Origin of the sequence: Microbacterium flavescens (assembly GCF_018588945.1) — a bacterium.
GTDB lineage: Bacteria > Actinomycetota > Actinomycetes > Actinomycetales > Microbacteriaceae > Microbacterium > Microbacterium flavescens.
Map to the genome: position 1 here is coordinate 762,609 of NZ_JAFIWA010000001.1, position 16,789 is coordinate 779,397.

Genomic DNA, 16,789 nt, shown 5'->3' on the forward strand with positions numbered 1-16,789 from the left:
CACGAGGAGCCATGAACGATTTCGCCTCTATGCCCGAGCTGATCCTGCTTCCCGCCGTCGACGTCGCAGACGGCAAGGCCGTGCGCCTCACCCAGGGGGAGGCGGGTACCGAGACCAATTACGGCGACCCGGTCGACGCGGCGCTGGACTTCGCCCGGCAGGGCGCCCAGTGGATCCACCTCGTCGACCTCGACGCCGCATTCGGCCGCGGCAGCAACGCCGGCATCATGCGCAAGGTGATCCGGCAGGTCAAGGGCGTGCAGGTCGAGCTCTCCGGCGGCATCCGCGACGACCGCACGCTGGAGGCCGCGCTCGAGAGCGGCGCGGCGCGCATCAACCTCGGCACCGCTGCTCTGGAGAACCCCGAGTGGGCCGCCGACGTCATCGGCCGCTACGGCGACGTCATCGCGGTCGGGCTCGATGTGCGGGGCACGACGCTCGCCGCCCGCGGCTGGACGCGCGAGGGCGGCGACCTGTGGACCGTCCTCGACCGCCTCGAGGCCGCCGGCTGCAGCCGCTACGTCGTCACCGACGTGACGAAGGACGGCACGCTGCAGGGCCCCAACGTCGACCTCCTGCGCGAGATGACCACGCGCACGCCGAAGCCGATCGTCGCGTCGGGCGGCGTCTCGAGCCTCGACGACATCGCGGCACTGCGCGAGCTGGTGCCGCTGGGCGTCGAGGGATCCATCATCGGCAAGGCCCTGTACGCCGGCGCGTTCACGCTGGCCGAGGCGCTGGATGTCGCCGGACACTGACCCGCACGACGCCCACCACGCCGACTCCGCCGGCGTGCCGTGGGAGGGGCGCAGCTTTCACGCCAATCCCCACTCCGCCGACGACGGCTCGGCCGACCCGGCGCTCCTCGCTGCGCTGCTCGCCTTCCGCGACGGCACGGGCAGCCAGCCCGCGGTCGTCGACGCGTACCGGTCGGCGCGCCTGCTGATACCGCTGCTGGCCGAGAAGGGCGACGAGGGCATCGGCGCCCACGGCCTCGCGGTCGACAAGACGCAGGAGCTCTCCATCGTCACCGTCGCCGCGCCCGACGGCCGCCGGGTGCTGCCGGTCTTCACATCGGTCGAGACGATGGGACGGTGGGATGCCTCGGCCCGCCCGGTCCCCGCCGACGGTCCGAGGACCGCGGCCGCGGCATCCGCCGACGACACCGACCTCATCGTGATCGACCCCGGCTCGCCGACCGAGTTCGTGATCCGGCGACCCGCGGTGTGGGCCATCGCGCAGGCATTGCCGTGGGAGCCGAGCTTCGCCTCTCCGGAGGTCTTTTCGGGGCTGCAGCAGAGCATCGGCGGTGAGCTGGCCATCCTCGATCTGTCGGTGGAGCCGGGCGACCCCGATGCGCGCCTGCGCGGGGCGGAGCTGGTGGTGCGCCTCGAGCTGATCCACGGCCTCGAGCAGTCCGAGCTCGACGCCGTGCTGTCGCGACTCGCCTCCCGGTGGGCCGCCGACGACCGCATCGCCGTCCTCGTGGACTCGCTCGCGGTCAAGCTCGTCCGCGCCTGACGACGTATCGGGCGGCCGACTGCGGCACTCCTGTGCGTCGGAGGAGATCCGGTCTTGCGGCGCCCGCCGTGCGGCGCGAGGATCGGCTCCGCGGAGGCTGACATGGATGACGACGGTTCGACGAACGAGTACCGCGCGGCGCTCGAGGCGGCGCAGCGGCACGCGCTGAGCTGGCTGGACACGGTGGCGGAGCGCCCGGTACGGCCGGATGCCGACGTCGACGGCGTGCTCGCCTCGTTGCGGAGGGACCTGCCCGACGACGGGATGGATCCCGTCTCGGTGGTCGAGGAGCTGGTCGAGGCATCCGCTCCGGGTCTCATGGCCATGGGATCGCCTCGCTTCTACGGATTCGTGATCGGCGGGGCGTACCCGGCCGCGCTCGCGGCGGACTGGCTCGTCTCGGCGTGGGACCAGAACACCGGCTCGCGTCAGCCGACGCCCGCCACCGCGGCGGTCGAGGAGGTCGCGGCGGACTGGCTGCTCGACCTGCTCGGGTTGCCGAGCGGCAGCGGCGTGGGGTTCGCCACCGGCGCGACGAGCGCCAACCTGTCGTGTTTGGTGACCGGCCGCGACGCGCTGCTCCGAGCACGCGGGTTCGATCCGGTCTCGGATGTGCAGACCGCACCCCGGGTGCGATTTCTGGCGGGCGGCGCGGTGCACACGTCGGTCGTACTGGGTGGGCGCATCGCCGGCATGGGGGCGCCACGCACGGTCGGCGCCGACGCGCAGGGCCGCATCGACGTCGACGGCCTGCGTCGCGCCCTCGCCGAGGACGACGTGCCGACGGTCGTGGCCCTCCAGGCGGGGGACGTGCACTCGGGCGCGTTCGACGACTTCACGGCGGCGATCGCCGTCGCGCGCGACGCCGGGGCGTGGGTCCATGTCGACGGGGCGTTCGGACTGTGGGCAGCCGCCAGTCCGAGATTCGCGCGCCTGACGGCCGGGCTGGCCGACGCCGACTCGTGGGCGACGGATGCCCACAAGACGCTCAACGTGCCGTACGACTGCGGAGTCGCCATCGTGCGCGACGAGGCGGCGATGACGGCATCCCTCGGCGCCCACGCGGCCTACCTGCCCGCCGTCGCGAGCGTGTCCGACCCTTACGACCGGGTTCCCGAGCTCTCACGCCGCGCCCGCGGGGTGCCGGTGTGGGCGGCGCTGCGCTCGCTCGGCCGTCGAGGCGTCGTGGAGCTGGTGGACGGACTGGCGGATGCCGCGACCGGCCTCGCCGAGGGATTCCGTGCGATCGACGGGCTCGAGGTGCTCAACGACGTCGTCTTCACGCAGGTGTGCCTCGCCGCGCGCGACGACGCGGCGACCGCCGCGCTGGGGGAGTGGCTGCGCGCGGAAGGGACGGTGTGGGCCTCGTCGTCGACGTGGCAGGACCGCACCATCGTCCGCTTCGCGGTGAGCAATAGGGGCACGGACGCGGAAGCGGTGCGTCGCACCGTCGACGCGGTGGCGCGCGGCGCGGCCGAGCTCGAAATCAGCGGGTGAGGGGCGACGCGCGTCAGGTGACCGGGCCGGTCCACTTCTCCCCGGGGCCCTTGCCGATCGGGTCGGGGATCGTCGAGGCCTCGCGGAAGGCGAGCTGAAGCGAGCGCAGGCCGTCGCGGAGCGAGCGGGCGTGCATGTCGCTGATCTCCGGCGCACCGGCGGTGATCAGGCCTGCCAGGGCGTTGATGAGCTTGCGTGCCTCGTCGAGGTCGGTCTGCGTCGCGGGGTCGTCGGCGAGGCCGACTTTGACGGCCGCGGCGCTCATGAGGTGCACCGCCGCCGTGGTGATCACCTCGACCGCCGGCACGTCGGCGATGTCGCGGGTCGCGGCCGAAGCGGCGCGCTCCTGCTCCTCCCAGCGGGAGTGGCGGTCGTCGTCGGAGGCCGGAATCGTGGTCACGCGCTTCTCTCTGCTAAACTTGTGCGGGCTCCGGTGCGTTCTGCACCGGAACGAAAGAGGATCACATCCCACCCGCGCTTGCCGTTCCAGGCTACCGGGTCACGCACTCCGCCCCGACCGCACTGCGGCCGGGGTAGCCGCTCAAGCGGGAACAGGGTGCAGAAGCCGGCGCTCGAGCGTCGTGCGGGTGGAATGCGTTCATCTTCCGCCCGCGATGCATCCCGTGTCGCGGTGGCCATCACCCGCACGAAGGAGCTCCGCATCAGCGATCCCCGCACCAACGACCGCATCCGCGTCCCCGAGGTCCGCCTCGTCGGACCCGCGGGTGAACAGGTCGGCGTCGTCCGCATCGAGGTGGCGCTGCGCCTGGCCCAAGAGGCCGACCTCGATCTCGTCGAGGTGGCCCCGAACTCGAAGCCCCCCGTGGTCAAGATCATGGACTACGGCAAGTTCAAGTACGAGGCTGCGCAGAAGGCCAAGGAAGCGCGTCGCAATCAGGCCAACACCGTCCTCAAAGAGGTCCGGTTCCGTCTGAAGATCGAGGCCCACGACTACACGACCAAGCTCAAGCGCGCCGAGGGCTTCCTCCAGGCGGGCGACAAGGTGAAGGCCATGATCCTGTTCCGAGGCCGCGAGCAGTCGCGTCCCGAGCAGGGTGTGCGCCTCCTCCGCAAGTTCGCCGAGGACGTCGCCGAGTTCGGCACGGTGGAGTCGAACCCCACCATCGACGGTCGCAACATGGTCATGGTCGTCGCCCCGCACAAGAACAAGTCCGAGGTCAAGACCGAGCAGAACGCCCAGCGCGCTGCCAACAAGGAAGCCGCGCGGTCCGCCCGCGGCGGCGCTCCCGGCGCCGACGGCGAGACCGAGGCTCCGTCCGAGCCGGCCCCCGCCGAATAGGACCCCACAGACTCCCGCACCGCGGGACACCGACTCCCGCTGCGCGGGATGGAAACGAAGGAAGAAGAGATGCCGAAGCAGAAGACCCACTCGGGTGCCAAGAAGCGCTTCAAGGTCACCGGTAGCGGCAAGCTGATGAAGCAGCAGGCCAACATGCGCCACAACCTCGAGGGCAAGTCGTCGCGCCGCACGCGCCGCCTCAACCAGGAGCAGGTCCTGGCCCCGGGCGACGCCAAGGTCGCAAAGAAGCTCCTCGGCCTCTGAGCGCCGACGCACGATAGGAAACAGAAGAAATGGCTAGAGTCAAGCGGGCAGTCAACGCCCACAAGAAGCGTCGCGTCATCCTCGAGCGCGCCTCCGGTTACCGCGGACAGCGTTCGCGCCTGTACCGCAAGGCGAAGGAGCAGGTCACCCACTCGCTCGTCTACGCGTACCGCGACCGTCGCAAGCGCAAGGGCGACTTCCGTCGTCTGTGGATCCAGCGCATCAACGCTGCGAGCCGCCAGAACGGCATCACGTACAACCGCTTCATCCAGGGCCTCGGCCTCGCGGGCGTGCAGGTCGACCGCCGCATGCTCGCCGAGCTCGCGGTGAACGAGCCCGCCGTGTTCGCCTCGCTCGTCGAGACGGCCAAGAAGGCGCTGCCCGAGAACGTCAACGCTCCGAAGAGCGCCTGACCCTCGGCATCCGGTTTCACGAAAGGGGCGTCCTCCTCACGGAGGGCGCCCCTTTCGCGTCCCCTCGCCCGCCGTCGCTCCCCGGCCCCACCCGTTCGCGCGAAACGGCATCGGTGCACCGAGACTGCGGGCACGGGACGCTGTCTCGGTGCACGGATGCGGTATCGCGATGTGTGGGGGTGGGAGAAGGGCGAGCGGATGCCGCGACCATAGACTGATCCCGTGCTCGAGAACCCTCGCTCTCCGCGCGTCCGCGCCGTCGCGAAGCTGACGAAGCGCAGCGCGCGCCAGGAGACCGGACTGTTCCTGCTGGAGGGTCCTCAGGCGGCCCGCGAGGCGCTGGCATACCGGCCCGACACGCTGGTCGAGATCTTCGCGACGCCGACGGCGATGGAGCGGCACACCGACGTGCGCGACGCCGCAGGCGAAGCGGGCATCGAGGTCGTGTTCACCACCGAGAACGTGCTCGATGCGATGGCCGACACGGTGACCCCGCAGGGGATCGTGGCCGTCGCCCGTCAGTCGCCCACGTCGGTGCGCGACGTCTTCGCCGGCTCGCCGCGCCTCGTCGCGATCTGCGAGGAGGTGCGCGACCCCGGCAACCTCGGCACGATCATCCGGGCGGCGGATGCCGCCGGCGCTGATGCCGTCGTGCTCACCGGCCGCACCGTCGACCCGTACAACCCCAAGGTCGTGCGCGCCACGACCGGGTCGCTGTTCCATCTGCCGGTCGCGGTCGGCGTCGATCTCGCCACCGCGGTGGAGCACGCGCATGCCGCGGGCGTCCGCGTGATCGCCGCCGATGTCGGCGGGGGCGACTTCCTGGCATCGCGGGAGCTGCTCTCCGAGCCGACCGCGTGGTTGTTCGGCAATGAGGCTCGCGGCCTGGACGAGACCGCACTCGCGCTCGCCGACATCTCGCTGCGCCTGCCGATCTTCGGTGCGGCGGAATCGCTGAATCTCGCCACCGCCGCCAGCGTGTGCCTCTACGAGACGGCGTTCGCGCAGCGCGCCGCCGGGTGACCCGCCATCGTCCGGCGCTGTTACAACACGGTAAAGACGCGGCGCGCTGGTGGCAGATGGGTCCTCGCCGGTTCTAGGGTGGCGCTATGACGACCGCCGATGAGAGTGCGCCGAAGACGTCGAACATCAACGTCCGGCGCGGCGACCCTTTGGTCGAGATCACCGATGTCCAGAAGCACTACGGCGAGTTCCAGGCGCTGAAGGACATCGATCTGACCGTCAACCGCGGCGAGGTCGTCGTGGTCATCGGTCCGTCAGGATCCGGCAAGTCGACCCTGTGCCGCACGATCAACCGGCTCGAGACGATCACGAGCGGCACGATCGCCATCGACGGCAAGGAGCTCCCCAAAGAGGGGAAGGAGCTCGCCGCGCTGCGCGCCGACGTCGGCATGGTGTTCCAGTCCTTCAACCTGTTCGCCCATCTGACGATCCTCGACAACGTCACGCTCGGACCGATCAAGGTCAAGGGCATGAAGAAGGCGGAGGCCGAGAAGCTCGGCAGGCAGCTCCTCGACCGCGTCGGCGTGGGCCAGCAGTCGGCGAAGCTGCCCGCACAGCTGTCGGGCGGTCAGCAGCAGCGCGTCGCCATCGCCCGTGCGCTCGCGATGCAGCCGAAGGTCATGCTCTTCGACGAGCCTACGAGCGCTCTCGACCCCGAGATGATCAACGAGGTCCTCGACGTCATGGTGGGGCTCGCGCAGGACGGCATGACGATGATCGTCGTGACGCACGAGATGGGCTTCGCCCGCAAGGCGGCCGACCGCGTCGTGTTCATGGCCGACGGCCAGATCGTCGAGGAGGCGACGCCGGAGGAGTTCTTCACGAACCCGAAGAGTGACCGCGCCAAGGACTTCCTCTCGAAGCTCCTGACCCATTGATCCGGGGAGAGGTCGCGTCACCTCAGGGAGGGAACCGAAGCACCACCAGCGCACGAAGACTCCGCACGGACCCGAAACGTCGGACATACGGAACCAGTACGCACACAGCAACCAGGAGGAAACATGCGTAAGACACGGATCATGACGGGCATCGGCATCTCGGCCATCGCCCTGCTCGCCCTCACCGCCTGCAACAGCGGCACGCCGGGAGCGGATCCGAGCGAGCCCGGAGACGGCGGTGAAGAGACCACCGCTCTGTGGGAGGTCGCGACGGACGTCAGCCTCGAAGGCAGCCCGACATTCGACGCGATGTCCGAGCGCGGCGGCGTCGTCGTCGGCGTCAAGAACGACCAGCCCGGCCTCGGCTACGAGGACGCCACCACCGGTGAGCGCACCGGCTTCGACGTCGACATCGCGCGCTGGGTCGCGGCATCCCTCGGATTCGACGAGGACCAGATCGAGTACGTCACCATTCCGTCGGCCAACCGCGAGCAGGCGCTCGTGAACGGCGACATCGACTACTACGTCGGCACCTACTCGATCACCGACACCCGCAAGGAGCTGATCGACTTCGCCGGTCCGTACTTCCTCACGGGTCAGGGCCTGCTCGTCGCAGCCGACAACGAGGACATCAACGGCCCGGACGACCTCGAGGGCAAGATCGTCTGCTCGGTGACGGGGTCCACGCCGCTTCAGCGCATCCGTGACGAGTTCAACCCCGGCGACACCGTCGAGTACGACACGTACTCGCAGTGCGTCGAGCAGCTGCTCGCCGGCTCGGTCGACGCCATCACGACCGACGAGGCGATCCTCGCCGGCTACGTCGCGCAGCGTCCCGATGAGCTGAAGATCGCCGGTGAGCCCTTCAGCGAAGAGCGCTACGGCATCGGCGTGGCCAAGGGCGACACCGTCATGGTGGAGCACATCAACACGCTGCTGACCGACGGCGGCGACGTGTGGACCGCGCTCTTCGAGGAGCACCTCGCACCCGCGGGCATCACGGGCACGCAGCCCGAGGTCGACGCGACTTCGTGACACCCGGTGGTGGCGGCGCCTCACGGCGTCGCCACCACCTCGCGAACTGATACGAGAGGAGCGGGCCGCTGAACGTCATCACCGACAACTGGGATGTCTGGGCCGAGGGTCTGATCGGGACGCTGATCCTGTTCTTCGGGGGCGGACTCCTGGCTCTCATCCTCGGGATCATCGTCGGCGCGATGCGCGTCTCGCCGATCCCGGTGGCGAGGAGCATGGGGTCGCTCTACGTGAACACGATCCGCAATACGCCGCTCACACTGGTGTTCTTCGCGTTCGCGTTCGCCCTGCCGCCACTGCTCGGACTCCGCCTCACCGCTGATGTGTCCCTCACCCTGGCGGTGTGCGCGCTCGGCATCTACACGGCGACGTACGTCGCCGAGACCATCCGCTCCGGCATCAACACCGTCCCCGTCGGGCAGGCCGAGGCGGCACGCGCGGTCGGACTCACGTTCGGTCAGGTGATGACCCTCGTCGTCATGCCGCAGGCGTTCCGGTCGGTGATCCCGCCGATGATGAGCGTCTTCATCGCCCTCCTCAAGAACACCACCGTCGCAGCCGGCTTCGGCGTGGTGAACCTCGGTGCCGCACGGAACTATCTGAGCGAGCGCGGCGCCAACCAGATGCTCGTGATCATCTGGGTCATGATCATCTTCGTCGTGCTCGTCCTGCTGCTCTCCTGGGCCCAGCGAGCGCTCGAGAACAAGTGGAGGGTCGCCCGATGACTTCGGTCCTGTACGACGTCCCCGGTCCCCGCGCGATCGCCCGCAACCGCATCCTGGGTGTCATCACGGTCGTCGTGGTCGCCGCGATCCTGGGCTTCTTCCTCTGGCGCCTGTTCGCGACCGGCCAGTTCTCCGCCGAGAAGTGGCAGGCCTTCACCTACACGAACGTGTGGATGCAGATCGGCCTCGCGACGCTGCGCACCCTCGCCGCGTTCGCCGTCGCGGCGGTCGGTGCGCTGATCCTCGGCTTCACGCTCGCGATCGGCCGGATGTCCGACCACGCCTGGATCCGCGTTCCCGTCGGCGCCGTCGTCGAGTTCCTGCGCGCCGTGCCCGTCCTCGTCTTCATGTTCCTGCTGTACTACGGGCTCCCCGTCATCGGCGTTCGGATGCCGCCGTACTGGGCCGTCGTGATCGCGCTCATCGCCTACAACGGCTCGGTGCTCGCCGAAGTCATCCGTGCGGGCGTGGAGTCGCTCCCGCGAGGCCAGCAGGAAGCGGGCTATGCCATCGGCCTCCGCAAGGCCGGCGTCATGCAGCTCGTGCTCCTGCCACAGGCGATCCGGGCGATGATGCCCGTCATCATCGCCCAGCTGGTCGTGACGCTGAAGGACACCGCGCTCGGCTTCATCATCACCTACCCCGAGCTGCTGTTCTACGCGCGCTTCATCGGCTCTCAGTCAGAGCTCGGCTCGCCGATCATCCCGGCGACGATGATCGTCGGCGCGATCTACATCGGTCTGTGCCTCATCCTCTCGTTCGTCGCGAACACCGTAGAGAAGCGGCTGCGCCGGTCGTCCGCGGGCGTGAACATCGCCCAGGCGGAGCAGCCGACCCAGGAGATCACCGACACCGAGCTCATCATCACCCAGCGCGGAGGCGGACGAGCCGGCGGCGACTGAGCCGAGGGGAGCGGCAGGGCGAGGCATCCGCTCTCGGTAGACTCGGTTCTCGTGTCTGACGCTCACGAGATCACGCCCGAGGCGGTGGAGTCCGCCGTGCAGGCGGCGCTCGACGCCATCGCCGCGGCCGCTGACACGGCCGCCCTGAAGGCCGCCCGCTCCGTGCACTCCGCCGAGGGCTCGCCGCTCGCACGGCTCAACGCGCAGCTGCGCAACGTGCCGAACGACAGGAAGGCCGAGTTCGGCAAGCTCGTCGGCCAGGCGCGCGGCCGCGTGAACCAGGCCTTCGCCACACGCGAGGAGGAGCTGGCCGAGGCCGAGACGGCCGCCCGGCTCGAGGCCGAGCGCGTGGACATCACCGCGCTGGCGCAGCGCGCGCGGGTGGGGGCGCGGCATCCGATCTCCCTCCTGCAGGAGCAGATCTCCGACATCTTCGTCGGCATGGGCTGGGAGATCGCCGAAGGCCCCGAGCTCGAGCACGAGTGGTTCAACTTCGACGCGCTGAACTTCGATGAGGACCACCCCGCGCGCCAGATGCAGGACACCTTCTTCGTCGACCCGGTCGAGCGGCACCTCGTCATGCGCACGCACACGAGCCCGGTCCAGGTGCGGTCGATGCTCGAGCGCGACCTTCCGCTGTACCTGCTGTGCCCGGGCCGGGTGTACCGCACCGACGAGTTCGACGCCACGCATCTTCCCGTCTTCACCCAGTTCGAGGGCATCGTCGTCGACAAGGGCATCACGATGGCGCACCTCAAGGGCACGCTCGACCACGCCGCCAAGGTGCTCTTCGGCGCCGAGGCGAAGACGCGGTTCCGCGCGAACTTCTTCCCCTTCACCGAGCCGTCCGCCGAGCTCGACCTGTGGCACCCGACCTTCAAGGGCGGCGCCCGATGGATCGAGTGGGGCGGCTGCGGCATGATCAACCCCAACGTGCTGCGCGCGGCGGGGATCGACCCGGAGGAGTACTCCGGCTTCGCCTTCGGCATGGGGATCGAGCGCACGCTCATGTTCCGCAGCGACGTGCAGGACATGCGCGACATGGCCGAGGGCGATGTCCGCTTCAGTGAGCAGTTCGGAATGGTGGTCTGATGCGCGTCCCGCTTTCGTGGTTGCGTGAGTACGTCGAGGTCCCCGCGGACGCGACCCCCGAAGATGTCCTCGAGGCGCTCGTGCGCGTCGGCTTCGAAGAGGAGGACGTGCACCGGTTCGAGCTGCAGGGTCCGATCGTCGTGGGCGAGGTGCTCGAGTTCGTCGAGGAGCCGCAGTCCAACGGCAAGACCATCCGCTGGTGCCAGGTGCGCGTCGCGCCCGACGGCGAGACCGCAGCCGACGGCGGCGACGCCGTCCACGGGATCGTGTGCGGCGCCCGCAACTTCTTCGCCGGCGACAAGGTCGTGGTGACCCTTCCCGGCGCGGTCCTGCCCGGCCCGTTCCCGATCGCGGCGCGCAAGACCTACGGCCACGTGTCGGACGGCATGATCGCCTCCGCGAAGGAACTGGGCCTCGGCGACGAGCACAGCGGCATCCTCCGGCTCGTCGAGCTCGGCATCGACGCACCCGTCGGCACCGACGCGATCGAGCTGCTCGGTCTCGACGACGTCGCCGTCGACATCAACGTCACGCCCGACCGCGGCTACGCGCTGTCGGTGCGCGGGGTCGCCCGCGAGTACTCGCACGCGACCGGCGCGGCGTTCCGCGATCCGGGCGACCGCCCGTGGGGCGAGGTCGGACATGCGACGGATGCCTTCACCTCGGTCGTCGCCGACGAGGCGCCCATCCGCGGGCGCGTCGGTGCGAGCGAGTTCGTGACCCGCATCGTCCGCGACGTCGACCCGACCAAGCCGACGCCGGCCTGGATGGTGGCGCGGCTCTCGCTCGCCGGCATCCGCTCGCTCGGGATCCTGATCGACATCACCAACTACGTCATGGTCGAGCTCGGCCAGCCGCTGCACGGGTACGACCTCGACAAGCTGCAAGGCGGCATCACCGTCCGCCGCGCGATGCCCGGCGAGAAGCTCCAGACCCTCGACGGCAAGGTCCGAGACCTCAACCCCGAGGACCTCCTCATCACCGACGAATCCGGCCCCATCGGCCTGGCCGGCGTGATGGGCGGTGGCGCGACCGAGATGTCGGGCGCCACCCGCAACGTGCTCATCGAGGCGGCCACGTTCGACACCGTGTCGATCGCGCGCACGGCGCGCCGGCACAAGCTGCCGTCGGAGGCTTCCCGTCGCTTCGAGCGCGGGGTCGACCCGCTGATCCCCTTCGTCGCCGCCCAGCGCGCCGTCGAGCTCATGGTCGAGTACGCCGGCGGCACCGACGCGCGCGAAGGCGGTGCGCTGATGACCGAGTACGAGTTCCCGGGCATCGAGCTGCCCTTCGGCTTCGTCGAGGGGCTCATCGGCGTCGACTACACCCGTGACGAGGTGGTCGGCTCGCTCGAGCTGATCGGCTGCTCCGTGCACGAGCGGGAGGGCGACTTCGTGGTCTTCCCGCCGTCGTGGCGTCCTGACCTCACCGACAAGTGGACCCTCGCCGAGGAGGTCGCCCGCATCGAGGGCTACCACCGCATCCCGTCGGTGCTCCCCACGCCTCCCTCGGGCCGCGGGCTGACCCCGGCTCAGCAGGGACGCCGGCGGGTCGCCAATGCGCTCGCCGCGGCCGGCCTCGTCGAGACGCCGTCCTTCGGCTTCACGACCGATGAGCTCAACGACCTCCACGGATCGGCGTCGGGCGAGAAGCTCCCCAGCGTCAAGCTGGCGAACCCGCTCGACGGGCAGTCGCCGTTCCTCCGCCGTTCGCTCGTGCCGGGCCTGCTGCAGGTCGCGCACCGCAACGTCGCGCGTGGTCTCACCGACCTCGCGCTGTTCGAGACGGGCGTCGTCTTCCTCCCTCAGCCCGGGGTCGCCTACGGCACCGCGCACGTGCCGCCGCTGGCCGTGCGACCGGATGCCGCGACCCTGGCCGAGCTCGACGCCTCGATCCCGCCGCAGCACCGCCACGTGGCCGTGCTCTTGGCCGGGAGCGCCGTCGCCAAGCAGCCGGGCGTAGCGCCTGTCACTGCCGAGCTGGCCCACGCGGTCGACGCGGTCCGCACCATCGCCGCCGCTGCGGGCGTCGTGATCGACGTCGCGCAGGGGCAGCGGGCAGCCCTGCACCCGGGTCGCACCGGCGTGCTGTCGGTCTCGGGCACCGAGGTCGGCTACGTCGGCGAGCTGCTGCCGGCCGTGGCCGAGGCATCCGATCTGCCCGGTCGCGTGATCGTGGCCGAGCTGGATCTCGACCTCGTGCTCTCGCTCGCGGGCGAGAAGGTCGTCGCCGCGTCGCTGTCGGGATACCCGGCGGCCACGCAGGACGTCTCGCTCGTCGTCGGCGCAGAGGTGCCGGCAGCGGAGGTGCGCGCGACGCTCGCCGAGGGTGCGGGCGAGCTGCTCGAGTCGCTGCGACTCGTCGACGACTACCGCGGGCCGGGCGTGGCCGAGGCCGCGAAGAGCCTCACGTTCGCGCTGCGGTTCCGCGCGCCCGACCGCACGCTGACGGCCGCCGAGGCGACCGAGGCGAAGATGGCGGGCGTGGCGGCGGCGGCCGAGCGGTTCGGCGCGACCCTGCGCGAGTAGCGCGGGCTCCGGCGGGCCGGCGTCAGCGGGCCGGCGTCAGCGGTTGCCCCAGTTCCAGGCGGGGCGGTCGAGGAGGCCCTGCCCGGCGATGCGCGTGCCGTCGGGGTGGGCCTCGAGGCGGTGCGTCAGCGCCCCGGCGCGCTCCAACGGCGCCGACAGCCGTTCGGCGTGCGTCACCACGAGCACCTGCGAGCGAGCGGATGCCTCGGCCACGAGCTCGGCGAGCGGCTCGAGCAGATCGGGGTGGAGGCTCGCCTCGGGCTCGTTCAGCACGATGAGCGGCGCGGGTCTGGCCGGCAGCAGCGCGGCGCACAGCAGCAGGTAGCGCAGCGTGCCGTCGGACAGCTCGCCGGCCTCGAGCGGCCGCAGCAGACCGGGCTGGCGCATGACGAGTCGGAACCGCCCGTCGGTCGCCTCGACGCCAACCCGCGCGCCCGGGAACGCCCGCGCGACCGCGGCTTCCAGGGCACGCCCGTGCCCGGCGTCGTGGATCGTCGCCCACACGGCCGCGAGGTTCTCGCCGCCGTGCGCCAGGGTCGGGGAGCGAGTGCCGACCTGCGGCTGGCGTGCCGGGGCGTCGACGTCGACGCGGAAGTGGTCGTAGAACCTCCAGCCACCGAGAGTTCGCCGCAGAGAGAGCAGCTCGGGTGCCGTATCGCCGTCGGCGAGGTCGGTGACGATGCTCTCGAACGGCGCGAGCTGCTGGCGCAGCGTGGTCCACGCGCCGTCGCGCACGCGCGTCGACGTGCGAAGGCGATCGATGAGCAGCGTGGCCGGCTTCGCGATCGGCCCGGCGAAGACCTGCTCGCGCTTGAGCTCGGGGTCGCGGGCGAAAAGACTGCGCTGATCGACCTGCGGGATGCCGAGATCGACGAGGTAGCCGAGCTCGTCCGAGGCGAACCCCAGCCGGACCGCGATCGGCCCCGTGCGCACCGTGCCCTGGGTGCCGCCGTGCTCGGGACCGGCCCACAGCAGCGACGGCAGTCCGCCTTCGCGGGCAACGGAGGCCACCAGGGATCCGGTCGCCGTCGCGGCGAGCAGACGCAGCGCCCGATAGAGATTGGACTTGCCCGAGCCGTTGGCCCCGGTGATGACCGTCAGCGCGGCGAGCGGCAGCACGACGTCGCGAAGCGATCGGTAGCCCGAGACGGCGACGGTGGTGAGCATCCCGCCATCCTGGCAGGCGCCCCCGACGCCGGCCGGCGCCGCTCACGGCGGAGCAGGAATCCACGGCGCCCCGGCGTCTGATTGGGTGGGTGCATGACGGACGTACTGGTGCTGGGCGGCACGGGCTGGCTGAGCGGACGGATCGCGGAGAAGTGGGCTGATGCCGGGGCATCCGTCACCTGTCTTGCCCGAGGCGGTCGTCCCGCGCCGTACGGAACTGCGCTCGTCACCGCCGACCGCGACCAGCCGGGGGCGTACGACGACGTGGCCTCGCGGGAGTGGGACGAGGTCGTCGACATCTCGTCCCAGCCGATCCACGTCGCGGCCGCGCTCGACGCCCTGGCCGAGCGGGCGAAGCACTGGACCTACATCTCCACGGTGTCGGTGTACGCCGAGAACGGCGAGCCCGGCGCGGACGAGTCCGCCGAGTTGCTCGCCCCCGCCGGCCCCGATGAGGAGGAGGACTACGGCCGCGCCAAGGCTCGGGCCGAGGCATCCGTCCGCGCCGCCCTCGGGTTCCGGGCGGCGATCGTGCGCCCCGGGCTCATCGTCGGCCCGGGTGATCCGACCGACCGCTTCGGCTACTGGGTCGGGCGCTTCGCGCTCGCGGCGGGCGAGGACGTACTGGTCCCGGATGCCGCGGACCGCGGCGCGCAGGTGATCGACGTCGACGACCTGGCCGGGTTCGTGCAGTCTGTGGGCGCCGAGCGCTGGACCGGCGTCGCGAACGCCGTGGGGGATCCGGTCCCGCTCGAGCGGCTGCTGTCGGACGCGCGGGGCGTCGCCGGGCACTCCGGGAGACTCGTCGTCGCATCGGACGCCTGGCTCGAGGAGCACGACGTCGCCTACTGGATGGGCCCGCGCTCGCTCCCGCTGTGGCTGCCCGCCGACCTGCCGGGGTTCTGGACGCGCTCCAACGCGGCGTACCGGCTGCTCGGCGGCCGGCTCCGCCCCCTCGCCGAGACTCTGCGACGCACCCTGGACGACGAGCGCGAGCGCGGCCTGTCCCGCGACCGCCGCTCCGGCCTGTCGCGCTCGGACGAGCTCGAGCTGCTGGCGGACCTCCGGTAGCGGGGCGAGACGTCGCATCTGCGACGAAACGGCGCACGCACGACGCCGTCTCGTCGCGACCACGTCGTCTCACGCGGCGAGGGCGGATTTGCGGATGCCGCGCCCCGGCGGATATCGTCGCGGCATGCCTTCGGCGACCCAGGGATCCACGACGCTCGTTCCGAGCGCCGCTCCCGCGCGCCGACGCCGTCTGGGCGAGCGCCGACTCTAGGCGACCCCGCACGCCGTCCTCGTCATGGACGTCTGCGAGCGGGCGTCGCCGTCTCCGGCCCGCTCACCCAGACTCTAAGGTGGAATCCATGACATATTCGGTCGCCGTCTCCGGCGCATCCGGCTATGCGGGCGGCGAGATCCTGCGGATCCTCGCCGCGCATCCCGACGTCGAGATCCGCACCGTGACCGCGCACTCCAACGCGGGACAGCCGCTCATCCAGCATCAGCCGCACCTGCGCTCGCTCGCGCACCTCACGCTCTCCGAGACGACCCCCGAGATCCTCGCGGGGCACGACATCGTGTTCCTCGCCCTCCCGCACGGCCAGTCGGGGCAGTACACCGACGCCCTCGACGGCACCGCGCTCGTGATCGACGCGGGTGCCGACCACCGGCTCGAATCGGCCGCCGATTGGGACACCTTCTACGGCGGCGACTTCCACGACCCGTGGGCGTACGGCGTTCCCGAGCTGCCGGTGGGCGGCGGAAAGCAGCGCGAGCGGCTGGTCGGGGCATCCCGCATCGCCGCCCCCGGCTGCAATGCGTCGACGGTCTCGCTGAGCCTCGCGCCCGGCGTCGCCGCCGGCGTGATCGACCCCGGCGACATCGTGACGGTGCTCGCGGTCGGGCCGTCGGGCGCCGGCAAGGCGCTCAAGCCCCACCTCCTCGCCAGCGAGGTCCTCGGCAGCGCGAACCCCTACGCCGTCGGCGGCTCCCACCGCCACATCCCCGAGATCCGCCAGGCGCTCGCCGCGGCGGGGGCATCGGCCGACGATGTCCGCATCTCGTTCACGCCCGTCATCGTGCCCATGGCGCGGGGCATCCTCGCCACCTCGACGGCGCCGATCGCAAATGACGCGACGGATGCCGAGATCCGCGCCGCGTGGGAGTCCGCGTACGGCGATGAGACGTTCGTGCAGCTCCTCCCCGCGGGGGAGTTCCCTCGCACGGCAGACGTGGCGGGCGCGAACACCGCGCTGATGGGGCTCGCGATCGACCGCTCCGCGAACCGCGTGGTGGTCGTCGCGGCGGTCGACAACCTCGTCAAGGGCACGGCCGGAGCCGCCGTGCAGTCCATGAACATCGCGCTCGGGCTCGAGGAGTCGACGGCGCTGTCGATCAACGGAGTCGCCCCGTGACCATCGCGAGCCGACGGGCTCGGT

At 70.9% G+C, this 16,789-nt stretch carries 17 protein-coding genes; 15 read left to right on the forward strand and 2 right to left on the reverse strand.

What is annotated here, in order from left to right; genetic code table 11:
- The first annotated feature begins 11 nt into the window (after window positions 1-11).
- The 3 genes from priA (at window position 12) to JX005_RS03560 (ending at window position 3,018) form a co-directional block, all read left to right on the forward strand.
- The gene (priA, locus tag JX005_RS03550) at window positions 12-758 is read left to right on the forward strand and encodes a bifunctional 1-(5-phosphoribosyl)-5-((5-phosphoribosylamino)methylideneamino)imidazole-4-carboxamide isomerase/phosphoribosylanthranilate isomerase PriA (RefSeq protein WP_214465997.1); all 747 of its coding nucleotides are present in this window, start codon (window positions 12-14) and stop codon (window positions 756-758) included.
- Window positions 742-1,521, forward strand: coding sequence for an SseB family protein (locus tag JX005_RS03555; RefSeq protein WP_214465998.1), 780 nt, complete (start codon window positions 742-744; stop codon window positions 1,519-1,521). The genes priA and JX005_RS03555 overlap by 17 nt, the downstream gene beginning before the upstream one ends.
- Window positions 1,522-1,623: 102 nt before the next feature.
- Window positions 1,624-3,018 (forward strand): pyridoxal phosphate-dependent decarboxylase family protein, encoded by a 1,395-nt coding sequence (locus tag JX005_RS03560; protein ID WP_214465999.1) that lies wholly within the window; start codon window positions 1,624-1,626, stop codon window positions 3,016-3,018.
- A gap of 13 nt (window positions 3,019-3,031) precedes the next feature.
- Here JX005_RS03560 and JX005_RS03565 read toward each other — a convergent pair whose 3' ends face one another.
- Window positions 3,032-3,418, reverse strand: a complete 387-nt coding sequence (locus JX005_RS03565) for a DUF1844 domain-containing protein (protein WP_214466000.1) — start codon at window positions 3,416-3,418, stop codon at window positions 3,032-3,034.
- Window positions 3,419-3,610: 192 nt separating this feature from the next.
- Here JX005_RS03565 and infC point away from each other — a divergent pair, with 192 nt between their 5' ends.
- The 10 genes from infC to pheT all read left to right on the forward strand — a co-directional run bounded on the left by infC (window position 3,611) and on the right by pheT (window position 13,178).
- Entirely contained in the window at window positions 3,611-4,318 is a 708-nt protein-coding gene (infC, locus tag JX005_RS03570) for a translation initiation factor IF-3 (protein WP_214466001.1), read from the forward strand.
- A 69-nt stretch (window positions 4,319-4,387) separates the two neighbouring features.
- Window positions 4,388-4,582: a 50S ribosomal protein L35 gene (gene rpmI, locus JX005_RS03575; RefSeq protein ID WP_191718014.1), complete on the forward strand. Its 195-nt coding sequence runs from the start codon at window positions 4,388-4,390 to the stop codon at window positions 4,580-4,582.
- Window positions 4,583-4,611: 29 nt separating this feature from the next.
- Complete coding sequence (gene rplT / locus JX005_RS03580; protein ID WP_214466002.1) at window positions 4,612-4,995, forward strand: 50S ribosomal protein L20; 384 nt, start codon at window positions 4,612-4,614, stop codon at window positions 4,993-4,995.
- Between the two features lie 222 nt (window positions 4,996-5,217).
- On the forward strand, window positions 5,218-6,018 hold the full coding sequence (locus tag JX005_RS03585; RefSeq protein WP_214466003.1) for a TrmH family RNA methyltransferase: 801 nt from the start codon (window positions 5,218-5,220) through the stop codon (window positions 6,016-6,018).
- An 86-nt stretch (window positions 6,019-6,104) separates the two neighbouring features.
- Complete coding sequence (locus tag JX005_RS03590; RefSeq protein WP_372447314.1) at window positions 6,105-6,896, forward strand: amino acid ABC transporter ATP-binding protein; 792 nt, start codon at window positions 6,105-6,107, stop codon at window positions 6,894-6,896.
- A 123-nt stretch (window positions 6,897-7,019) separates the two neighbouring features.
- The gene (locus tag JX005_RS03595) at window positions 7,020-7,931 is read left to right on the forward strand and encodes a glutamate ABC transporter substrate-binding protein (protein WP_214466004.1); all 912 of its coding nucleotides are present in this window, start codon (window positions 7,020-7,022) and stop codon (window positions 7,929-7,931) included.
- Between the two features lie 68 nt (window positions 7,932-7,999).
- Window positions 8,000-8,656, forward strand: coding sequence for an amino acid ABC transporter permease (locus tag JX005_RS03600; protein ID WP_214466084.1), 657 nt, complete (start codon window positions 8,000-8,002; stop codon window positions 8,654-8,656).
- Window positions 8,653-9,558 (forward strand): amino acid ABC transporter permease, encoded by a 906-nt coding sequence (locus tag JX005_RS03605; protein WP_214466005.1) that lies wholly within the window; start codon window positions 8,653-8,655, stop codon window positions 9,556-9,558. The genes JX005_RS03600 and JX005_RS03605 overlap by 4 nt, the downstream gene beginning before the upstream one ends.
- A gap of 51 nt (window positions 9,559-9,609) precedes the next feature.
- Window positions 9,610-10,650 carry a phenylalanine--tRNA ligase subunit alpha gene (gene pheS, locus JX005_RS03610; RefSeq protein ID WP_214466006.1) on the forward strand — a complete coding sequence of 347 codons (1,041 nt, stop codon included), beginning with the start codon at window positions 9,610-9,612 and terminating at the stop codon, window positions 10,648-10,650.
- Window positions 10,650-13,178 (forward strand): phenylalanine--tRNA ligase subunit beta, encoded by a 2,529-nt coding sequence (pheT, locus tag JX005_RS03615; RefSeq protein WP_214466007.1) that lies wholly within the window; start codon window positions 10,650-10,652, stop codon window positions 13,176-13,178. The genes pheS and pheT overlap by 1 nt, the downstream gene beginning before the upstream one ends.
- A 36-nt stretch (window positions 13,179-13,214) precedes the next feature.
- Here pheT and JX005_RS03620 read toward each other — a convergent pair whose 3' ends face one another.
- A complete protein-coding gene (locus JX005_RS03620) occupies window positions 13,215-14,345 on the reverse strand; it encodes an AAA family ATPase (RefSeq protein ID WP_214466008.1) in 1,131 nt (376 codons plus the stop codon).
- A 93-nt stretch (window positions 14,346-14,438) separates the two neighbouring features.
- On the opposite strand from JX005_RS03620, the gene JX005_RS03625 reads away from it, so the two are divergent.
- Window positions 14,439-15,416, forward strand: a complete 978-nt coding sequence (locus JX005_RS03625) for an NAD-dependent epimerase/dehydratase family protein (RefSeq protein WP_214466009.1) — start codon at window positions 14,439-14,441, stop codon at window positions 15,414-15,416.
- A 299-nt stretch (window positions 15,417-15,715) separates the two neighbouring features.
- Entirely contained in the window at window positions 15,716-16,765 is a 1,050-nt protein-coding gene (argC, locus tag JX005_RS03630) for an N-acetyl-gamma-glutamyl-phosphate reductase (RefSeq protein WP_214466010.1), read from the forward strand.
- Window positions 16,766-16,789 lie beyond the last annotated feature (24 nt).